Source organism: Gordonia oleivorans (assembly GCF_040044975.1).
GTDB lineage: Bacteria > Actinomycetota > Actinomycetes > Mycobacteriales > Mycobacteriaceae > Gordonia > Gordonia oleivorans.
This window is the reverse complement of record NZ_JBDZDI010000009.1, coordinates 10812-33129: the sequence shown is the minus strand read 5'-3', so window position 1 is coordinate 33129 and position 22318 is coordinate 10812. Positions and strand designations below refer to the sequence as shown.

The following is a 22318-nucleotide window of genomic DNA, read 5'->3' as shown; positions in this document are numbered from 1 at the left end:
GTCTACGTACTCACCGGACAGCGCCGTCGGGTCACACGGTCTCGGCGTCGTCGAAGGTCATCGCGAGGCTGCGGACCGAGGTCGACATCAGTGCGTGCCGGGACAGCTTCAGTGTGCGCAGCTCGTCGGCGATCGGATGATCGCCGAGCTCGAGGAGCGCGCCGCCGACCCGGGTGCGGGTTCCGGTGATCGACCGCAGCCGCCACGGCGTGCTGCGCAGCACGCCGTCGAGCTGGGAGTAGGCGTGCAGGGTCGCCTCCACCGACGAGCCCGGCATCGGCAGGCCCGGTTTGACGGTGAGGTCGGCGATCAGGGCCCCGTCGGCGCTGACGCGGCCGTGGCGGGTCGCCGAGTCGTGGTCGACGTCGAAGTCCGCGAGGGTCTTGGGGAAACCCCAGATGCCGCGTCCGGCGGCCAGGGTGAAGTCGCCGTCGACGGGGAGGTGATGGATGAGGGCCCGGGCGTCCCCGGCGAACAGCGAGCGCAGCGCGGCGACGGGCGACGGGGCGGGCGCGGCGGGATCGCTCACCAGGAAACACACCCCGAACTCGTTGTACGGTCCGAGGTCGCCGTCGATGTATTCGACGAACACCAGCATGCACATCCCGCGATCGCGGCGGATCCGCAGCGGGGTGAGTCGGCGATCTCCGGGGCCCGAACCGTCGATGGCCCGCTGCATGGCGGTGACGTCGGCGGAGAATCCGCCGACGAAACAGCGTGCGGTCCGGATCTCGACGGGCATCGTGACCGTCTCGCCGAGGACCTGATGCCGGGTAGGGGTGGACATGCGAACTCCCGCCGTATGGTTTCTAGAACGTGTTCTATTTTGCCGGACGGACCGCCCCGGTGTCCCCTTTTTCGGCGTCCCGGCGTACGCCCGTTCGGATGAAAAACCCGCGGTGGACACCCACGCCTGAGGGCCGATGTCCGATTCTCGTGATACGACACGTCACGCAGCGCAGGGATCGGGAAGGGGGTCACAATGCCCGGCGGAACTCTTCGGGTCGGCATGGTCGACGATCACCGATCCCCGATCTGGGGGATCGAACGTGTCCTCGAGCCCGAACCCGACATCGAACTCGTGCGGGCCGCCGCCACCGTCGACGAACTGCTGGCCGCCGACGTCGAACTCGATCTGGTGCTGCTCGATCTGCGTCTCGACGACGGCACCACCCCGCGGGAGAACGTCAACCGGCTGCGCGACGCGGGCATCGGTGCGGTGGTCTACACCTCCGGTGAGCATCCGGCGTTGCTCCGGTCGGCCGCCCGGGCCGGCGCCCTGGGCGTGGTCCTGAAATCGGCGTCCGAGGACGAGATCCGGGAGGCGCTGCGTGCGGCCGGGCAGGGCCGGGCCGTGCTCACCACCGAGTGGGCCGCCGCGATCGACGGCGACCCCGAACTCGCCGCGGTCGACCTCAGCCCGCAACTGCAGCGGGTGCTGGCGTTGTACGCCTCGGGTGAGACCTCGGCCGGCGTCGGTGCCGCGCTCGGGGTGAGCGCGGAGACCGTCAACGAGTACCTCAAGCGGATCCGGCAGAAATATGCCGACGCCGGTCGCCCCACCCGCACCAAGATCGACCTGTACAAACGGGCCATCGAGGACGGGTGGCTGCCGATGCCGCGCCGCGGCGACGACCCGCCCGACCCATGACCGCGATGGGGCCCCGGGAAGCCCGCATTCAACGACTCATGGCCCGGTTCGTGGGCGGCGGATTCCTCGCCTACCTGCTGGTCTCCGCCGTCGAGTTCGCGCCGACGTCGACGTTCGTCGCGGCCTGGTTCACCCCGGTGGCCGCCGTCGCCGCGTTTCTCCCCGGCATCACGATCTTCGCCTACAGCTTCGTTTCCGAGGTCAGGCCACGAGTCCTCGTCGCACTCTCGGTGCTCACCTCGGTGGGCTACGTCGGTGCCTGCGCGCTGTGGTTGATCGCCTGGAACGGGGTGGCCAGCGGCGCGGACCGGGTGACCTGGCTGATGAGTTTCGGCGGACTGCCCAGTCTGGCCATCGTGCTCGTCCGCCCGCTGTGGGTCGGCGTGATCCATCTGGTGATCTGCATCTGTGCCTCGACGATCGTCACCAATCTCGGCCGTCATGGTGCGTTGGGCGCCTCGACGATCACCGAGGTCATCTGGGGTGTCGCCTACAGTTCGATCTTCCTGTTCGCCGCCGCCATGATCCGGCGCACCGGCCAAACCCTCGACCAGACCCGCGCCACCGCACTGCGGGTCACCTCGGCGACCGCCGCCGCCACCGCGCGTGACGTCGAGCGGGCCCGGTTCGACGCGCTGGTGCACGACCACGTGATCGCCACCCTGCTGGCGGCGGAGTCCGGCGACGCCGACGGACGACTGGCCGGTCAGGCCCGGTTCGCGCTGTCCGAACTCGACTCGCTGGCGGCGGTCGGTCCGCACCGTCCGGTGACCCGCGACGAGGCCGCGGCCCGTCTGCGGGTGAGCGTGTCCTCGGTGTCCGAGGACGTCGGTGTGCACCTCACCAGGATCGGGGGTGCCGACACCGACCGGGGACCGTCCGACTATCCGGCCGAGGTGATCGCGGCGGTCGGGGAGGCGATCGCCGAGGCCGTGCGCAACGCATCCCGCCACGCCGGCCCGGACGCCGAATGTGTGGTCGTCATCGAGCTCGGTCCGGATTCGCTGCAGGCGGCCGTCATCGACGACGGACGGGGGTTCGACATCGGCGCGGTGCCCCCGGAACGGCTCGGGATCGAGGTGAGCATCCGACTGCGGATGGACTCGATCCCCGGCGGCGGGTCCCGTATCCGCAGTGAGGCGGGCGCGGGCACCACGGTCCAGCTGTGGTGGCGGCGGTCATGAAAGCCGCAGTGCGCGTTCTGCTCCGGCAACGCCCACGCAACGACGCGTCGACGATCATCGGGCTGCAGTCGCGCTGGGTGTACGCGGTGATCGCGTGGTTCGTCGGTGCATGCATGGTCACCGCCGGATTCGGCGCCGGCGGGGTGCGGTCCTGGCCGCTGTTCCTCGTGGTCCTGTTGCTCGTGCTCACCGGGGTCGGGGCGCTGATCCTCGCGCCCGGCGACCCGATGGGTCACACCGCGACGGCCATCACCGCGACGATGGTGGCGGTGGCCCCAGCGCTCGCCACGGTGGCGTGCGACCCGCCGCGGGCCGTCGCGTTCGGGACCGTCGGCGGCTGTGTCTCGGCGACCTGCGCCTTCATGTGTGTGCGGGGGCGCGTCGTGGCCGCCTGGTGCGCGTTCGGTGCATCGGTGCTCGGTTCGGTGGGAGCGGCGTGGCCCGAGGCGACACCGTGGTTGGGTGCCCAGATCGGCAGTGTCGCCGTGCTGTTGATGGCCACGCTGTTCGCCGCGATCATTCGTCCGGCGGCACGCGAGATCTATGCGTTGCGGGCGCAGACCGTGCGCGAGGCGAGTGCGGCGGCGTCGGTGGCGGCGGCGACGGCCGAGCGCGACGGTCAGTTCGCGCGGCTCGACGAACAGGCCAGGCAGTTGCTCGAGACGATCGCCACCGGGGCGACGCTGACGCCCGCGCAACGATTCCGGTGCCGCCTCGTCGAGGCCCGGTTGCGCGACGGTATCCGCGCCCGCGCCCTCGACACACCCGCGGTGGTCGACGCGGTGTGGGCGGCGCGGGAACGTGGCGCCACGGTGACCCTGCTCGACGATGCCGGCCCGGCATCCGCCCAGCCGGGTGTCCCGGCCGAATCGTCACGTGACCCGGTGCTCGCGGAGATGCACGCCCGATTGATCGCCCTGCTGGCCGACGCCGTGGCCGGGACCTCGATCACCGCGCGGGTTCATCCGGTCGGCCGCGATCCGGTGGGCACGATTGTCGTCCGGACGGCGGACGGACAGCATCGCGTCGACTTCGGCGCGGTGGTCGACGACGGTGCCGTGGAGAAACTTCCTGGTCAGCGCGATCCGCAGATCTGAGAGGTCCCCGAAAAGGGGGAAAGTGCTTGCAAACGGAAGGATCGTCCCCCAAGTTGGGACTATTCGGTATCTGAGCGGAGCCTTAAGATCTGCTGTGACGACCTGAATGATGTGCGCTCGGCACCACACCTCGTGACCGCCGCGGCCACCCGACAAGTGAGGAACCACGGTGACGACCGCGCATTCTGATTTCCCCGCACCGACGACCCGCACCGCGACCGCGAGTGCGCAGCCCGCGCCGGCGCGGCAGGTCCCCGGCCGATTCGGTCCGGGCCGCCCCGCGGCGGGTCAGCCCGCACCGGTTCCGCCCGGACGGGTCGCACCGGGACAGGTCCGACCCGGACACCGCCCGCCCGCGCCGGTGACGCGCATCGCCGACTACCGTCCCACGCATCCCCGGCCGGTCGGTCCGGGCGCTCCGATGCGCCCGGCACCCGCCACCCCGGTCGTCGAGACCCCGTCTGTGCGTCGGCCGTCCCTGTCGCCCCGCGAGGTCGAGGTGCTGCTGGCCTGGCTGCGGGCCGAGTCCAAAGAGGAAGCGGCCGAACACCTGTTCATCGCGGCGTCGACGGTCAGCACGCACCTGGCCCGCATCCGCGCGAAGTACTCCGGCGTGGGACGCCCCGCGCCGACCAAGACGCATCTGCTGGCCCGCGCACTTCAGGACGGGATCACCCAACTCGAGGACTGGTGAGTTCGAGGCGGTCGCGACCGGTCGCGACCGCCGACCTCAGAGCTGCACCTGCGCCAGGATGGGTGGGCTCGGCGCCGCCGACCCGCCGCGCGGTTCGATCGTCACCGCCACCACGTCGGCGGTGTCGATCCGGTCGATGAGCGCGGGAGCCGCCGAACCCGTTCCCGGTACCAGCCCGGCCGACACCGGCGCCGCGTTCTGCCCGCCGACCAGCCACAACTGGTAGGTCCGATCGTCGGGCAGCGGCGTACTCCGATCCCGCAGCACGGCCACCGCCTGGTTGCGGCTGCGTGAGGCCACCACCGACATCGACCCGTTGTCACCGGAGAGCCGGGTCACGGTCAGCGTCGCGTCGGGTGCCTGCAGCACGTCGAGGACATCCTGATCGGCACTCACCTCCGGCGCCGGTGACGGCGCGAGTTGCCGCCCGATGAGCACCCCGGCACCCAGGGCGACGACGACGGCGACGGCCGCGGCGGACAGACCCACGGCGATCCGGCGCCGCCGGGCGCGACGCGCGTCGAGGTCGGTCACCTCCGCGATCCCGGTCGTCTCGGTGTCGGTGGCCCCGGTCGAGGCCGGGCGTTCCGGCGCCGACCCGGGAGTGCCGGGGGCCGCCGAATCGGTGGTGGCGGACTCGGTGTCGGAATCGGCGGCGGTGTCGGAATCGGCGGCGGTGTCGGCATCGAAGACGTGGGCCAGCACCGCCGCACGCAGCGCCGGTGGCGCGGCGAGGGCGTAGCTGCTGGCGAAATCGGCCATGGTGGTGTGGATTTCGGTGATCCGGCCGTCGTAGATGGTGCGCTCGAGCGGTGTCAGGCCGGCGTATTCGGTGTCGAATCGTGCGTTCTCGTCGGGACGCAACGCCGAGATGGCGAAGAGTTCGACGTGATCGTCGAGCCAGTCGGTGTCAGCCATGACCATGTCCTCGTACGCAATCGCGCAGTCGTCGCAGTCCGTCACGGATCCGCGATTTGATGGTGGGCAACGGGGTGTCGGTCTCTCTCGCCACCTCGGGATAGGTCATCCCGTTGAAATACGACATCTCGATGCTGGAGCGCTGCAGGGCGGTCAGATCGTCGAGGCAGGTGCGCAGCGTGCGGGTTTCCTCGCGGTCGACGACGACCTCGAGTGGCAGGGGCTCGGACACCGTCGCCTGCGCCACACCCGCCTCGGTACTCCGTCGGCGTTGCAACTCCTCGGAGCGGACCCGATCGATGGCCCGGCGGTGCGCGATCGTCATCATCCAGGTGATCACCGACCCGCGGTCGGGCCGGTAGGTGGGGGCCTGCTGCCAGTACTGCAGATACGCCTCCTGCACCACCTCCTCGGCGTAGTTGGCGTCGCGGATCACCCGCAACACCAGCCCGTAGATCCGCGGATTGGTCAGGTCATAGAGGTGGGTGAAGGCTTCCCGATCCCCGGAGGCCGTCGCGGCGAGCAGATCCCGCATCGACAGTTCGGCGTCATCGGTACCCGGGGTCACCGGTCCACCGTAACCACGTCGAGGCGGCGGCGCCCCCGAAACCGATCGGGCGGGCGTCACCGACTCGTCGATCGTCGATACAGCAGCAGCGACACCGGCACACAGATCGCGAGGATCACCACGCTCGCACCGATCGAATACGCCATCGCGTGATCGGCCACCCAGCCGGTGGGCGGCGGGAAGTCCGGTGGTGCGGTGTTGCCGAACTTGTCGCGGGCCATCGTGGCCACCGCGGTCACCGGATTCCACTCGGCGATCGTCCGCAGCGGGCCGGGCAGGCTCTGCGCGGAGATGAAGGCGCTCGAGAGGAAGGTCACCGGGAACATCCACAGGAATCCGATGCTCTGTGCCACTTCCACATTGGGCGCCGCCAGGCCGCTGACCGCACCCACCCAGGCCATCGCCAACGCGAACAGCGCGATCACCGCGAACGCGATCACCGCGTCGCCGACGCTGCCGCGGATCCGCCAGCCGATGGCCAGTCCGCTCGCGACCATCACGGCGACGCCGAGCGCTCCGAGCAGCATGTCCGATCCCACCCGAGCGGCGATGACCCCGATCCGCGACATGGGCAGCGAGCGCAGCCGGTCGACGATGCCCGCGGACATGTCACCGGCGAGGCCGACGGTGGTGAAGGCTGCGTTGAACACCACGGTCTGGGCGAAGATACCGGCCATCAGGAACTCGCGGTAGGGCGCTCCGCCGAGGGTGGCGCCGAAGACGTAGGCGAACAGCACCACGAACATCAGCGGCTGCACGGTGGCACTGAGCAGCAGAGTGGGGATTCGCTTGACGGTGAGCAGGTTTCGCTCGACCAGGACAGCGGTGTCAGCGAACATTGCTGAGCTCCTTTCGATCGGCGGTGAGGCGGAGGAACACGTCGTCGAGGGTGGGGGTGGCCACGACGGCGTCGACGATCTCGACTCCGACCTCGTTGCACACCTGGACCGCGGACACGGCGCTGCGGGTGCCGTCGGCCACCGGAACCGACCAGTGTGTCTCGTCGACGCGTTCGGGCATCCCCAAGCCGATTTCGGCCAGGGTGGTCGCGATGATCTCGGTGGTGCCGTCGATCTCGGTGGCGCCGGCCGCGCCGCGCACGTGTCGCGGCGCCACCTCGACGGTGAGGATCGCACTCGCCGCGGTCTCCTTGAGTTCGGACGCCGAACCCTGCGCGCAGATCCGGCCGTGGTCGATCACGGTGATCTCGTCGGCGAGTTCGTCGGCCTCCTCGAGGTACTGCGTGGTCAGCAGCACCGTGGTGCCGGTGGCCACCTGCTCGGCGATCACCTCCCAGATCTGGCGCCGGCCACGAGGATCGAGGCCGGTGGTCGGTTCGTCGAGGATGATCAGTTGCGGGTCGTTGATCAGTGCGCCGGCCAGATCGAGGCGCCGGCGCATGCCGCCGGAGTAGGTGCGCATCGGGCGGTCGGCGGCGGCCGACAGGTCCAGTTGCTCGATCATGGCCCGGGCGCGGTCACGCGCCTCCCGGCGCGGATGACCATAGAGTTGCGCCACCAACCGGAGATTCTCGAAGCCGGTCAGGGTGGGATCGACGGCGGCGTACTGGCCGGACACCCCGATCACGGCACGCACGGCGTCGGGGTCGGCGAGCGCGTCGATCCCGCACACCGTGACGCTGCCCTCGTCGGGACGCATCAACGTCGCCACGGCGCGCACCGTCGTGGTCTTGCCCGCCCCGTTGGGTCCGAGCAGGGCGTGCACGGTCCCGGACCCGACCTGCAGGTCGAGACCGTCCAGTGCGCGCACCGACTGCCGGGAACCGAACGATCCGGAGCCGAATGTCTTTGTCACGCCCCGCAGTTCGAGGGCATTGGTAGTCGAATCGGCGGCCGCAGCTGCGGCGGTGGCCGCGGCTTCGGATGCGGTCATTCGGTGGCGTCCCACGTGGGGTCCTTTCGCTGGGTCTCCGCCGCCTCCATGGCGGCGATCAGGCTTGCCGGGCGCATGTCGCGCCAGTTGTGTTCGACATAGTCCAGGCATTCGTCGTGGCCTGCGGGCCCGAACACCTGCCGCCAGCCGCGGGGTACGGGCGCGAAGTCGGGCCAGAGCGAATGCTGGTTCTCGTGATTGACCAGCACCGCGAAGGTGCCGCTGGTGTCATCGAAGGGATTGGTCATGGTCGTCCTTTCTCGCGGATCGCGGGGGTGAACCCGGTGACGTTCTCGCCGAGCAACATTCGTGCGTGGGTGCAGTCCAGAGAAATCTCGGTGACCGGCCCCCGCAGGGTGTCGCGCCAGCCGTGCAGCGCCGACGGTCCGGGTGGTGCGTCGCGTGTCGCGGTCACGAAGACCGCGTCGCCGTCATACGGACGGGGATGCCAGTCCTCGGCGAGCCGGGAAGCCGACACGAATGTCTCGTGCACCCGGCTGAACTCGTCGAAGTCCAGCGAGGCCAACGGGCCGCCCGTTGCCCTCAGGGTTTCCCACGCCTGCCGCGGCGTCGGGTCGGTGTGGTCGCCGGGAACGGTGATCCCGAACTCGGCCATCAGCGCACCGATGTCGGGGGTGGTGTCCAGGTCGGGGCGCTCGGCGACGACGAACGAATCGAGGATCATCAACTGGCCCAGCGATTCTCCGGCGTCGGTCAGTGCCACCGCCATCTCCTGCGCGATCAGGCCGCCGAGCGACCACCCCAACAGGTGATAGGGGCCGTGGGGCTGGATGCGCCGGATCTGCTCGACGTAGTGGGCGGCCAGCTCGTCCAGACTCCCCGGATCGTCCAGTGCCCGTGGTGCCCCTGCGCCCGACAGTCCGGGATGCTGCAGACCGTAGACCTCGCGGTCGGTGGGCACGTGGGGGAGCAGCGAACCGAAGCTCCAGGACAGCCCGATCGCCGGGTGCACGACGAACAGGGGGGCCGCACCGGTGGGGTGCGGTGTGCGCCGCAGTGGGAGCACGGTGGCCAGCGCGCCGGCCTTGTGGGCCGCCGGGCCGGCGACGTCGTCGATCACGTCGGCGAGCGCGGCCGGGGTCGGATTGGCGAACAGGTCGTTGACGCGTAGGTCCGAGCCGGTCCGGGTGGACAGCGTCGCGGCGACCTCGGTGGCCGACAACGAGTTTCCGCCGAGATCGAAGAAGCCGTCGTCGGCGTGCACCTCCTCGGAGCTCAGGCCCAGGACGTCGGCGAAGACCGCGGCGATCAGGGCCTCGGTGCCCGCCCGCGGGGCCCGGCCGGAGCGCGCGCCACGACCGGGGTCGGGCAGCGCGGACCGATCGAGTTTGCCCACCGGGGTCAGCGGGATCTCGTCGAGGACGGTGATGGCGGCCGGGATCATGTGCCGCGGAAGGCGGCGAGCGAGGTGCCGGGCGAGGCGCTCGGTGTCGATCGTCGCGTTCGGCGCCGCCTTCACATAGGCCACGAGCGTGGCGCCATGGCCGTCGTCGCGCACCGTCGTCACCGCGAAATCGACTGCGGCGCATTCGCTGAGGGCGTCGTCGATCTCGCCGAGCTCGATACGGAAACCGCGCACCTGGACCTGGTTGTCGGCACGCGCAACGTACCGGAGGCGTCCGGTGTCGTCACGTCGCACCAGATCGCCGGTGCGATACATCCGGGCGCCCGCGCTCTGCGGCCCGGTGACCATCGGTGCGGCGACGAATCGGCCGGAGGTCAGGCCGGGCCGACGGTGATAGCCGCGCGTCACCTGATCGCCGAGGAGGTAGAGCTCACCGGTGACGCCCGCCGGGACCGGATGCAACCGCGCGTCCAGCACCAACGCACCCACACCGTTGTTGGGTGTGCCGATGGTCAGATCGGTGGTGGCGTCCAGGGGTTGGCTGCCGGTGGTGATGATCGTGGTCTCGGTGGGACCGTAGACGTTGCGCAGTGTGCGTCCCGGCGCCCACTGCCGGACAAGTTCCGTTCCGTAGGCCTCGCCGCCGATCGCCAACTGCGTCAGCCTCGGTACCTCGGCGGGATCCATACTCGCGACCGCCGCGGGGGTGATGAACGCGTGGGTGACCCGATGGCGGGAGATGAAGTCGGACAGCGCCGTCCCACCGAAGACATCGGGCGGCACGATCGCCAGCGCCGACGCCCCGGCGGCGGCCAGCAGGAACTCCAGCACCGACGCATCGAAGCTCGGCGACGCGAAATGCAGGACGCGGGAACTGCTGTCGGGACTCATCTGTGTGCGCAGCTCGTCGTGCACGGCACGCAGGCCCGAGTGCGGTACCAGCACACCCTTGGGGCGTCCGGTGGAGCCGGAGGTGTAGATGACGTAGGCGAGGGCGTCGTTGCGGCGCACCGGGATTCGTTCGGTGTCGCTGATCGCACGCGGTGAGGAGTGGCCGAGCCGCGAGCGTGTCGAGGGTGCGTCGAGGATCACCGTGGGCACCGCGGTGTCGAGTCGATCGGCGACCGCGGTGGTCGTCACGACCAGTTGCGCGCCGGAATCGGCGAGCATGTGCGCGATCCGATCGGCCGGATAGGTGGGATCGATCGGCACATAGGCCGCCCCGGACCGCACGATCGCCCAGATGGCCACCAGTGCATCGATGGAGCGGGGGATCGCCATCGCGACCACCGATTCGGCGTCCTGATGACCGGTGTTCTCGTGACCGGTGTCCCGATCCCCGATGCCCCGGCCGAGCAGCACCCGCGCGAGCCGGTTGGCCCGGGCGTCGAGGGTGGCGTAGGTGATGAAATCGGGGTCTCCGTCCGGGGTTTCGGCGAGCGCGGCGAGGCCTTCGGGATTGCGGCTCACGGCGTCGTCGAACAACTCCCCGAGGGTCATCGGGGACTGGGCGTCCGGCCCGCGCTGCGGGCTGACCTCGGCGACCTCGAGCGGATCGGTGATCCGGATGTCGCCGACCGGGCGATCCGGGTCGGTGATCATCGCCCGGACGACCCGCAGCAGGCGGATCGCGAGGGTCTCGGCGTCGGCGGCCCGGTATCGGGACGGGTCGAAGGTGACCTCCAGTGACGCCGGCGCGTGTTCGGGGTCCTCGGTGCGGGCCCGACGCAGTCCGGTCGCGGTGAACTGCAGGTCGAACTTCGCCGCCGCCACACCGGCATCCATCACCGACGCGGTCAGGTTCTCCGACAACGGAATCCGTGCCCCGGTGAGTCCCTCGCCGAAGTCGTGGACCGACAATGCCACCTGGAACAGGGGATGACGGCCGGGGGTGCGTTGCGGGTTGAGGGCATCGACCACATCACCGAAGGGTGCGCCGCTGTGATCGAGCGCGTCGAGGTCGTCGTCGCGGGTCCGCGCGAGGACATCGGTGACGGTCTCGGCCGCGCCGAGTTCGGTGCGCAGCGCGAGGGTGTTGACGAACATGCCGACCATCGGTTCACAGTCGAGCGGTGTCCCGCCGTCGGCCGGTCCGGCGCGGTTGGCGACCGGCGTACCGATCACGAGGTCGTCGCCGGCGCCGAGTCGATGCAGCAGGATCGCCAGTGCCGTGTGCAGCACGGTGAACGGTGTCGTGTCGTGGTGCCGTGCCCAGTCGAGGATGTTGCCGCGCAGCACGTCGTCGATCGCGATGCGGACGTCACCGGAATTGCCGGTGATCTCGTCGGGGCCGGCGTCGCCGAGGCTCGGGGTCACCGTGGTCTCGGGAGGCGAATCCGCCAGTCGCGCGGTCCAATACGACACCTCGGTGTCGGCGACGGTGGCGGCGCGCAGGGCGTAGTCGCGGTAGTCCGACGCGGCCTGCGGCCACGGCTCGGTGCGTCCGGCCAGGCGTTCGGTGTAGGCCTGTGCCAGGTCGGCGGCGATGATCGGCAGTGACGCACCGTCGACGGCGATGTGATGCATCACCAGCAGCAGCACCTGTTCGGCGGGGTCGTCGGTGTCGGTGCCGGCGGTGGTGAGCAGGTGTGCCCGGATTGGTGCGGTCGCGGTGGGATCCAGTGGCGTGGTGGCCCGTTCGAGCGCTGCGGCCGCCAGGTCGTCGACCCACTCGGGTCGCAGTTCGCCGATCACCTGTTCGGCGTCGTCGAGGACCACGCCGATCGGCCGTCCGGCGACCGCAGGGAACACGGTCCGCAGGGTGACATGCCGGGTGACGAGGTCGACGAGGCAGCCGCGCAGAATCGCCACGTCGAGATCGCCGTCGAGGCGGATGGCCAGCGGGATCAGATACTCCGCCGACCCGGGCTGGGAGCGGGCCAGTGTCCACAGTCCTCGTTGCACCGGTGCCGCCGGAACCTGTTGCGGCCGTGGTGCGGTCGCCGGCACCGGGGCGTCGGATGCGAGGGCGTCGGTGGTACCCGCCACCGGACCGACGAGTGCGGCCAATCCGCTCACCGTCGGATGGTCGAAGAGGTCACGCACGCGCAGCGGGGTACCGCTGTGTGCCCGGTTGAGTCGGCTGATCACGGTGGTCGCCTGCAGCGAGGTACCACCGAGGTCGAAGAAGTCGGCGTCGTCGGTGACGCTCGACGCTGTGAGGTCGAGAACCCCGGCCAGAGTGGTGGCCACCAGTTCGGTGGCCGTTCGGGCCCGCGGCGGTTGCGGGGCCTCTTCGATCACGGCCTGCGCCGCGGTGGGAAGCGCGGTGCGGTCGAGTTTCCCGTTCGGTGTCAGCGGGACGTCGTCGAGCATGACGACCGCCGACGGCACCATCGGCGTGGGCAGCCGACGACTCACGAATCCGCGGAGTTGTTCGGCGGTGGGCGCATTCTCGCCGCGTAGCCGGACGTAGCCGACGACGGTGGCCTGCGCTCCGGTGCCGGAGACGGCGGCGGCGGCGAAGTCGACCTCCGGGTGGGCGCCGAGCGCGGCGGACACCTCGTCGAGTTCGATGCGGAAACCCCGCACCTTGACCTGATTGTCGCCGCGCCCGTGGAAGATCAGCGCGCCGTCCGCTCGGCGGTGTACCACGTCACCGGTCCGGTACATGACGCCACCGACCGCACCGGGGGCCGCGACGAAACGAGAAGCGGTCAGAGCGGGCCGAGACAGATAGCCGCGGGCGACGCCGGGCGAGGCGAGATACAACTCGCCGGGCACGTGATCGGGTACCGGGCGCAGACGGTGGTCGAGCACGAGCGCACGACATCCGGGAATCGGTGCGCCGATGGTGATCTCGTCGTCGACCAACAGCGGCTGCGACATGGTGGCGACGATGGTGGTCTCCGTCGGGCCGTAGCAGTTGAGCAACCGGAGATCGGCCGACCACCGCGACACCAGTTCGGCCGGAACGGTTTCGCCGCCGACCGCGAGCGTGTCCAGCGCCGGCAACTCCCGGTACTCGGCGGTGGCCAGGGCGGCGGGCGTGACGAAGGCGTGGGTGACCTCGGTGGCCGCGATGAACTCGACGAGTTCGTCCCCACCCACGATGTCGGTGGGGGTGATCACCATCGTCGCGCCGGTGGTGAATGCGAGCAGGAACTCCAGCATCGAGGCGTCGAAGGCCGGGGAGGCGAAGTGCAGGGTGCGATGCCCCGGGCGCACGCCGTGACGCCGGCGCTGCGCATCGGCGAAGGCGGCGATACCGGCGTGGGACACACTGACGCCCTTGGGTTCTCCGGTGGACCCGGAGGTGTAGATGACATAGGCCAGCGAGTCCGGGTGGCGTCGGTCGCGAGGTGGCACGGTGATGGAGTCGACCGGCCACGAGTTCAGTGCGTCGGTGTCGACCCACCACACGAGGTGTGGGAGGGCCGGGATGCGATCACCGGCGGTGATGCCGGCCAGTGCGCCGGAGTCGGCGAGCATGTGCGCGATCCGGTCCGCCGGATGGCGGACGTCGATGGGCAGGACGACGGCACCGGCGAGGGTGATGGCCCAGGTGGCCAGTACCGATTCGAGGGAACGCGGCAGGGCCACCGCGACCACATCCTCCTCGCCGATACCGAGGTCGGATAGGTGACCCGCCCAGACCTGGGCACGAGAGGCCAACTCGCGGTAGTTGAGTGCGCGTTCCCCGTCGATCACCGCGACCTCATCGGGGTGGGCGGCGGCGGTCTCGTCGAGCAGGTCGGCGAGGTGGCGGGGGGCGGGGGCGAGTGCGGCGACTTCGTCTGTGGTGACGAGATCGACTTCGTCTGTGGTGACGAGATCGACTTCGTCGATGGCCCGATCGGCGTTCTCGACGCTCGCCCGTGCCATCGTCACCAGGTCGTCGGCGAACGCCCGTACCCGGGCGGCGCCGAAGACGGCGGTCGCGTAAGTGATCTCGAGTTCGTCGCCGCGGGCCCGGATCTCCAGGTCAAACCGCGCCGCACCGGTGTCGAGTGCCTCCGGGGTCACCGTGATGCCATCGAGGGTGGGCACCGGCAGTGCGGCGGCACCGTCGGCCGCGGTGGCGTCGGCGGCCAACGCGATGGAGAACAGTGGGTGACGTGCGGTGCGGGGCGGATTGAGCAACCCCACCAGGTGTTCGAAGGGCATGTCGGAGTGGGCGAGTGCCGCGAGGTCGCGGGTGCGGACGTCGTTGAGCAGTTCGCGGAATCCGGACCGGCCGTCGACCGGGGTGCGCAGCACCACGGAGTTGACGAACATGCCGACCGTCGCGGCCAGCCGCGGATCATTGCGTCCGGAGACCGGGGTGCCGATGACGATGTCGGAGACCGCGCCGTCGAGGTGGACCTCGGTCCGGGCGTCATGCCGGTGCAGGGTGGCGGCCAGAAGCGCGTGCAGCACCGTGAATTCGGTGATGTGACCGTCGCCCAGTCGCTGCAGGCGGCTCCGCAGGGTGCGGTCGAACGGCACCCGGAGGACGGCGCCGGTGGAGTCGCCGGCGTTCGCCTCGGCGGCATCGGACCGGATGACATCGGGACGGAGGGTCGGCGTGTGGTCGAGGTCGGCGAGGGTGTCGCGCCACCAGTCCGACAGTTGCGCCAGTCGGCTGTCCCGGTCGTCGATGCGGTGCGCGGAGAGTGCCACGCCCGCATCGACGCCGAGACGCTCGGCCTGCCACCGCAGATGGTCGCGGTAGCTGACCGGCAGGGGCGCCGGCGACGGTGATCGACCGTCGCGCAGCCGCCCGTAGGCGCTCGCGATGTCCTTCGCGAGAGGCGCCATGGACCAACCGTCGGCGGCGATGTGATGCACCACGACGGTGAGTTTGTGATGGTCGGGATCTCCTGAGATCCGGTGCAGTGCAGTGCGGAACGGGCTCTGGCGGGTCAGATCGAACGGCCGGCGCGCCAGTTCGGTGGCCTCGTGGTGCCAGCGGGGCGCCTCCACGGGTTCCGGCGTCAGCGCAGGTGCCGCCTCGTCCACCGACACCACGACCATCTCGGGTCGTCCGTCGTTCTCGGGGTAGATGGTGCGCAGCGGTTCGTGCCGATCCACCGCCCAGCGCACCGCACCCTCCAGCGAGGCCACATCCAGCGGGCCGACGAGATCGAGTGCGAATGCGATCGAGTACGACGCCGGGTTGTCCGAGGAGTCGGCGGCGTCGGCGGCCAGCCGGTTGAGGAACCACAGTTGCTGCTGTGCGGGACCCGGGACCACCGGGGTGTCGAGCCCGACGGGGATGGTCAACGGAACGTCGTCGGTGTCGACGGTGTCCATGGCGGCCATGGTGCCGGGGGTTGCGCCACCGGTGTCGCTGCCATCATCACCGGCCAGGCGTGCCAGGCCGGTGACGGTGGGATGGTCGAAGACGTCGCGGACGTCGATACGCCGACCCCCGAGGTGCTCGAGGGTGCCGACGATCTGGGTGGCCAGCAACGAGTTGCCGCCGAGTGCGAAGAAGTCGGCGTCCCGGCCGACGGTGGCCGGGTCGAGACCCAGTCGATCGGCGATGAGGCCGGCGACGGCACGTTCGGTGTCGGTGGCCGGTGGCTCGTCGGTGGCCTCGGCACCGGCGGTGCCCAGGGTCAGTTCGCCGATGACCGCCGGATCGGAGAGCGCGCGGCGATCGATCTTACCCATCGGTGTCGTCGGGATTCGGCTCACCGCAACGATGTTCGCGGGAACCATATGCGACGGCAGCCGGTCGGACAGTTGCGTCCGCAACGTCCGCAGGGTTGCCGAGGTGTCGGTGACGTCGTCGGCGAGGGTCACGTGGGAGGTGAGACGGGCGTGTTCGTTCTCCCCGTCGACCACGGTCACCGCGGCGGTGACCGCGGGGTCGGCGCTCAGCGCGGCGTCGATCTCGCCGAGTTCGATGCGATGTCCGCGGACCTTGGCCTGCGAATCGGCGCGACCCCGGAACTCGAGTTCGTGGTCGCCGGTCCAGCGCACGAGGTCGCCGGTGCGATACATCCGGTCACCGGGGGACCCATACGGGTTGGCGATGAACCGCTTCGAGGTGAGGGGCCGGATGCCGTGATAGCCACGTGCGAGGTGATCGCCGGCGATGTAGAGCTCACCGACGGTGCCCGGCGCGACGGGGCACAGCCGTTCGTCGAGGACCATGGCCTCGATACCGCGGATCGGCCGGCCGATGGTGAGCGGACTGTTGGGCAGGATCTCCGACGAGACGGTGGCGACCACCGTGGTCTCGGTGGGGCCGTAGGCGTTGAACAGTGCCGGTCCGCGCGACCAGTCCTGCACCGCTTCAGGGTTGGGATGTTCGCCGCCGATCACCAGGGCACGCAGACCCGGGACGTCGTCGGGGGACATGGTGGTGAGCAGTGAGGGGGTGAGGAAGGCGTGGGTGATGCCGCGCTCGTTCATCAGCTCGGCGAGCTCACGCCCACCGACGGTGCCGGGGGGTGCGATGTGCATGGTGGCGGCCGCCGAGATGGCCATCACCATCTCCAGGACGGAGGCGTCGAAGCTCGGGGAGGCCAGGTGCAGGGTCCGCGCCTGCGGACTGAGTCCGAAGTGGGAAACCTGGTGTGCGGCAAAGTCGGCGAGCCCACGGTGGTTGACCACGACACCCTTGGGTGTGCCGGTGGTTCCGGAGGTGTAGATCAGGTAGGCGGGCTGATCCACCGACAGTGGCGCGGTGAGTTCGTGATCGCCCACCGGACCGGTCGCGGATGCCGCGGTCTCGCGCGTGTCGTCGACGGTGAGGATCGGCCGGGTCCCGGCCGCCTCGGCGACGGCAGACCGCGCGGCCGCATCGGTGACCAGCAGGATCGCATCAGAGTCGGTGAGCATGAAGGAGATCCGCGCCGCGGGATACGAGGGATCGACGGGCACCCACGCAGCACCGGTGCGGGCGACCGCCCACACCGCGGTGATCCAGTTGACGCCGCGCGACAGTGCTACTGCGACAAAGCGTTCCGGTCCGGCGCCGCGCTGCAGCAGTTCCCGGGCCAGCGCATTGGCGCGCTGATCGAGCTCGCGGTAGGTCAGCGCGGTGTCGGCGTCGCTGACCGCGATCCGATCCGGTTCGGCGCGCACCGCGTCGGCCAGCAGGGTGGTGAGGTGTTCGACCGGGCGGGCGGCGTCGCCGACCGCCGGGACCAGTCCCAGGCGTTCGGTGGGATCGAGCACCATGATGTCGCCGATCGGGGTGGCCGGTGCGTCGATCACGGCATCGGTGATGCGACGCAACCGCGAGAGCAGCAACTGTGCCGTCGAATCGTCGAAAAGGGCGGTGGCATAACCGAGTTCGGCAGAGATGCCGGCCGGTGCGCCGGCGGCGTCCCGATGTTCGGTGAAGGTGAACGCGAGGTCGAACTTGGCCAGTCCGGTGTCGACGCGCGATGCGGTCGCCGACAGGCCGGCGAAGTCCAGATCGACCGCTCCACCGGTGTCGCGGGCGCCGACCATCGGATCCTCGAGTGCGATCGACACCGCGAAGAACGGATGGACGCCGGTCGTGCGGGCCGGGTTGCACTCCGACACCATCCGGTCGAACGGCAGGGCGGCGTGGTCGAAGGCGTCGAGGTCGACCTCGCGGACGGCGGTGAGCAGCGAGTCGAAGGTCATGTGCTTGTCGACGGTGGTGCGCAACGGGAGGGTGTTGACGAACATGCCGATCAGACCGTCCACGTCGGCGTCGCCACGACCCGACACGGGAGTGCCGACGATCAGGTCGGATTGGGTGGACACGGTGCGCAGCAGGGTCGCGACGATCGCGTGCAGCGTCATGAACACGCTCGCGCCACCGTCGTCGGCGACACGGCACAGAGCCGCATGGGTGGCCGCCGGCAGGGTGGCGGTCGTCGTCGTGCCACGCAGGGTGGCCGACCGGGGGCGGGGTCGATCGACGGGGAGTTCGGTCTCGGCCGGCGCGCCGTCGAGGGCGTCGGTCCAGAAGCGCAGATCGGCGGCACCGTCCGCGGAGTCCAGGGCGGCGTGGCGGGCGGCGCTGATCTGGGAGTAGGTCACCGGCAGGGGTGTCCAGTGCGGCGCGTTCCCGGCGCAGCGGCTGCGGTAGGCGGTGGCCAGGTCGTCGGCCAGCGGGCCCAGTGACCATCCGTCGGCGGCGATGTGGTGGACCACCACGGTGAGCCGGTGATCACCGTCGGCGATCCGCAGCAGGCGGGCCCGGATCGGGATCTCGTTCTCCAGATCGAAAGGCAGCCCGGCGAACTCGATGTCGGAGCTCTCCTCTGCGGCGTCGGCGACCGACAGGGGTGTGGCGACCTCGGCCGGATCGCGCACCTCGATGTAGGCCGTACCGGCCTCCTCGCGGACGGTGCTGTGCAACGGTTCATGCCGGGCGATCACGTCGCCCAGCGCGGCGTGCAGGGCGGGCACGTCGAGATCGCCGACGAGGCGGACGGTGAACGGGATGTGGTAGCTCGCGGTGGCACCGGAGGCCAGTTTGCTGGCCAGCCACAGGCGATGCTGGGCGGGGGACAGCGGTACCGGGCCATGGGTCTGCGTTTCCTCGTCGCGGCGAGCGCCTCCGGCCTCGGTGACGTGGGCGGCGATCGCAGCGAGGTCGCCGGCGTCGAAGATGTCACGAATGCCGATGCGGTGACCGGTGATACGGGACAGCCGTGCCGAGACGCGGGTCGCCGACAGCGAGTTACCGCCCAGGTCGAAGAAGTTGTGCGACATGGACACCGAGTCGCGGCCGAGCACGGCGACGACGGTGTCGGCGACGAGTTGCTCGGCCGGCCCGGTGGGGGCGACGAACCGTGCGGTGAGTTCGTCGGTGGTGATCTCCGGTGCGGGGAGTGCGCGACGGTCGAGTTTGCCGTTGGCGTTCACCGGTAACGTGTCCAGCACGACGATCGCCGTCGGGATCATGTGGTCGGGCAACCGGTCGCGCAGCATCGACCGCAGGTCCTGATCATGCAGTTCGGTACTGCCACTGACGTATCCGACGATCGACGGTTCACCGTCGACGACGTCGTCGCGGAGCACGGCACCGGACGAGGTGACCCCGTCGATCCGGGCGAGCGCCGCCTCGATCTCACCGAGTTCGACGCGCTGGCCCCGGATCTTGATCTGGGAGTCGCTGCGTCCGAGGTACTCCAGCGATCCGTCGGCGCGGCGCCGCACCAGATCACCGGTGCGGTACAGGCGTGCGCCGTCCGGGCCGGCGACGAACCGCGACGCGGTCAGATCCGGGCGGGCCGCGTACCCGCGGGCGAGTTGCACACCGCCGAGGTACAGCTCGCCGATCGCCCCCGCCGGTTGCGGGTTCAGGCGCCGATCGAGGACCGCGACGGTGGTGTTCCACACCGGTGTGCCGATGGGGATGATATCGGCGTCGGGTGAACAGAAGTCGTGGTGGGTGACGTCGATGGCGGCCTCGGTAGGGCCGTAGAGGTTGTGGATCGGCGCGCCGGACAGGCGGGCGGTGGCCGCGACGGTCGCAGGGGTGAGCGCTTCGCCACTGGTGATGATCCGGCGCAGGCTCGACAGGCTCTCGTCGTCGGTCCTCTCATTGCCGGCCGAACCGAGGGCCTCGGCGAATGCCGCGAGCATCGACGGAACGAAGTGCGTCGTGGTGATCTGTGCATCGTCGATGACCTGCTGCAGATACCACGGATCGCGATGGCCGTCGGGGGTCGGCAGCACCAGGGTGGCGCCGGTGATCAACGGCCAGAAGAACTCCCAGACCGACACGTCGAAGGTGGCCGGTGTCTTCTGCAGCACCCGGTCGTCGGCGCCCAGCGGGTAGGAGTGTTGCGTCCAGCGCAAGCGGTTGACCAGCGCGCGATGAGAGACGATGACACCCTTGGGCTTTCCGGTGGAACCGGAGGTGAACAGGACATAGGCCGGCTGATCGGGGCGGGGACGGGTCACCGCCGCGGGTGCGGTCGTGGTGAGGTCGTCGAGGGTTGTGGTGGACAGATCGCCGACGGACCGAAGTGGTGCCGCGTTCCCGACGATGGCCGTGGTCGGCCGCGCGGTGTCGAGGATGTGGGCGAGTCGCTCGGCTGGTTCGTCGGGATTGACCGGCAGGAACGCCGCCCCGGCCCGGATGGTGGCGTGCAGCGCGACGAGTTGGTCGATTCCGCGCGCAAGGGCCACCGCGACAACCGATTCCGGTCCGATTCCATGGGCGGCGAGGCCGGCGGCCGCGGCGTCGGCACGCTCGGTGAACTGCGCGTAGGTCAGGGTGGTGCCGGTCGTCGCATCGATGAGCGCCGGGTGGTCGGGGAACCGCGCGGCGGCGTCGTCGACGAGGTCGAGGACGGTCTGCTCGCCGAGATCGAGATACTCACCCGTCGACGCCGCGGTGATCGCGGAGCGTTCGTCGACGCCCGGCAGCGCGATGGCGGTGACCGGGCATTGCGGATCGGCGCGCACGAAACGCTCGAGAAAGTCGATGAATCGCCGATGATGCGTGGCGATCTCGGCCTTGGAGTACAGGTTCGGGTTCGCCTCGAGATCCAGGCGCATGCCGCCGGTGAAGCCGTCGTAGACGTTGATCGAAGCGTCCTCGACCGGCCCGGTCGACAGGACGTTCAATTCGCCACGCAGCGAACCGAAGTCGATGTGCTCGAAGAACAGCATCACGTTGACCATCGGGCCGAAGAAACCGCGTCGCCCGCCGGTGTTGCCGAGGACATCGCCGGTGATCTCCTCGTGGCGGAATCGCTGATGCCGCAGGGCGTGCTTGATCTCGGTGTTGGTGGCGCCCATCAACTCCGCCACCGAACGGGGTCCGCCGTCGCCGTGCAGCGATACCCGGATCGGCACCACATTGGAGGTCAGACCCGCCGAGGTGCGCAGGATGTCGGCGTCACGGCAGGCGACCGGCAGCGAGAACATCGCCTCATCGCGGTCGTTGAGCAGGGCGAGATAGAGAGCGGCCGCGGCGCTGATGACGGAGGCGGGACGCACCCCGTGAGCCGTGCCGGCAGAGCGGATCGCAGCAACGAGGGGCTCGGTCAGCTCTGCCGGATGGACGGTGGCCACTCGCGCCGCGGCCGCGGTATGGGAGGTCAGGGAGGTGATCTCGGCGGGCTCGCCGGACGGGTCGTGCAGGACGGCGGCCCAGTGCTCGCGGGCCGCGGCGTACCGGTCGGAGTCACGCCAGGTGCGATCGATCTCGGCGACCTGTGACATCGAGGCGGTGGTCGCCGGAGCGACCGGGACATCGCCCGACAGTGCGGTGTAGTGGGCGGCGACGCGCAGCATCATGTACATCGCGGCGTAGCCGTCGAACGCCAGGTGGTGGCCCCAGCAGTACCAGATGTGGTGTCGGGGTCCGAGCGTCAGCAGATACGTCTCCAGCAGGGAGTCGGTCATGAGATCGGTCGACCGGGAGCGATGGTCGTCGATCCAGGCCAGGGCCGCCGCCCGCGGATCGGGTTCGGTCGAGAAGTCACGCCGTCCGAGTGGGATCACGCGATCCCGATCGACGTGCACCAGCGGCTCGCCGTCCTCGGTGTCGACGAGCCTCAGCAGGCCCGACTCGGTCTCGGCGGCCGTCGCCGCGACCGCGCGGCGCATCACCTCGCCGTCGACCGCGTCGCGGAACTCGGCGTATGCGGCCACCGACATGGGGACGTCGGGATCGAGCTGCTGTGCGTAGTAGATGCCGCGCTGGGCCGCGGTCATCGGGATGGTCTCGGCAGTCTCGATCGTGTCGGTGATCAAGTCGTCGATACTCACAGGGGAGCCTCCTGACGTGGACGGGAGTCTGTGGACGGGAGTCTCTGGTGGACGGGCCCGGGCTCGGCCGACGTGCTGCAGCCGTGCCCGGTGGTGACTCGCGCGGTGCTTCGTCCGGGGGATGGGCGCAGATGGGTGAGACGGCGAAAAAGTTTTGTCGCAGGCACGGATTTGGTTCCCACCTGCGGTTTCACCTACACTTGACGGGTTGCCCGCAGCACGCATGTGCCGCGAATCGGCTCACGAACCCACTGGGAGGTCCCGCGCAAGCGGAAAAGCCCAGGCAGGCGTGTGTCCGGTGG

11 protein-coding genes are annotated in these 22318 nt (G+C 70.0%); 4 read left to right on the top strand and 7 right to left on the bottom strand.

The features are described 5' to 3' along the window. Positions 1-31: 31 nt before the first annotated feature. Complete coding sequence (locus ABLE92_RS14740; protein WP_348805535.1) at positions 32-787, bottom strand: acetoacetate decarboxylase family protein; 756 nt, start codon at positions 785-787, stop codon at positions 32-34. Between the two features lie 195 nt (positions 788-982). Here ABLE92_RS14740 and ABLE92_RS14735 point away from each other — a divergent pair, with 195 nt between their 5' ends. From ABLE92_RS14735 to ABLE92_RS26170, 4 genes are all read left to right on the top strand, one after another. Then, a complete protein-coding gene (locus ABLE92_RS14735) occupies positions 983-1651 on the top strand; it encodes a LuxR C-terminal-related transcriptional regulator (RefSeq protein ID WP_348805534.1) in 669 nt (222 codons plus the stop codon). A gap of 38 nt (positions 1652-1689) precedes the next feature. Beyond that, positions 1690-2835 (top strand): sensor histidine kinase, encoded by a 1146-nt coding sequence (locus ABLE92_RS14730; RefSeq protein WP_348805533.1) that lies wholly within the window; start codon positions 1690-1692, stop codon positions 2833-2835. After that, positions 2832-3932, top strand: a complete 1101-nt coding sequence (locus ABLE92_RS14725) for a DUF8320 family protein (protein WP_348805532.1) — start codon at positions 2832-2834, stop codon at positions 3930-3932. The genes ABLE92_RS14730 and ABLE92_RS14725 overlap by 4 nt, the downstream gene beginning before the upstream one ends. 169 nt (positions 3933-4101) lie before the next feature. Beyond that, on the top strand, positions 4102-4626 hold the full coding sequence (locus ABLE92_RS26170) for a response regulator transcription factor (RefSeq protein WP_496560809.1): 525 nt from the start codon (positions 4102-4104) through the stop codon (positions 4624-4626). Positions 4627-4662: 36 nt separating this feature from the next. On the opposite strand, the gene ABLE92_RS14715 is transcribed toward ABLE92_RS26170, so the two are convergent. The 6 genes from ABLE92_RS14715 to ABLE92_RS14690 form a co-directional block, all read right to left on the bottom strand. After that, complete coding sequence (locus ABLE92_RS14715; protein ID WP_348805531.1) at positions 4663-5544, bottom strand: anti-sigma factor; 882 nt, start codon at positions 5542-5544, stop codon at positions 4663-4665. Continuing rightward, positions 5537-6079, bottom strand: a complete 543-nt coding sequence (gene sigK, locus ABLE92_RS14710) for an ECF RNA polymerase sigma factor SigK (RefSeq protein WP_348805643.1) — start codon at positions 6077-6079, stop codon at positions 5537-5539. Before sigK ends, ABLE92_RS14715 begins: the two co-directional genes overlap by 8 nt. A gap of 89 nt (positions 6080-6168) precedes the next feature. After that, positions 6169-6951: an ABC transporter permease gene (locus ABLE92_RS14705; protein ID WP_348805530.1), complete on the bottom strand. Its 783-nt coding sequence runs from the start codon at positions 6949-6951 to the stop codon at positions 6169-6171. Beyond that, a complete protein-coding gene (locus ABLE92_RS14700; protein WP_348805529.1) occupies positions 6941-8005 on the bottom strand; it encodes an ABC transporter ATP-binding protein in 1065 nt (354 codons plus the stop codon). The genes ABLE92_RS14705 and ABLE92_RS14700 overlap by 11 nt, the downstream gene beginning before the upstream one ends. Then, entirely contained in the window at positions 8002-8253 is a 252-nt protein-coding gene (locus ABLE92_RS14695) for an MbtH family protein (RefSeq protein ID WP_348805528.1), read from the bottom strand. The genes ABLE92_RS14700 and ABLE92_RS14695 overlap by 4 nt, the downstream gene beginning before the upstream one ends. Next, positions 8250-22016, bottom strand: a complete 13767-nt coding sequence (locus tag ABLE92_RS14690; protein WP_348805527.1) for a non-ribosomal peptide synthetase — start codon at positions 22014-22016, stop codon at positions 8250-8252. The genes ABLE92_RS14695 and ABLE92_RS14690 overlap by 4 nt, the downstream gene beginning before the upstream one ends. Between the last annotated feature and the right edge of the window lie 302 nt (positions 22017-22318).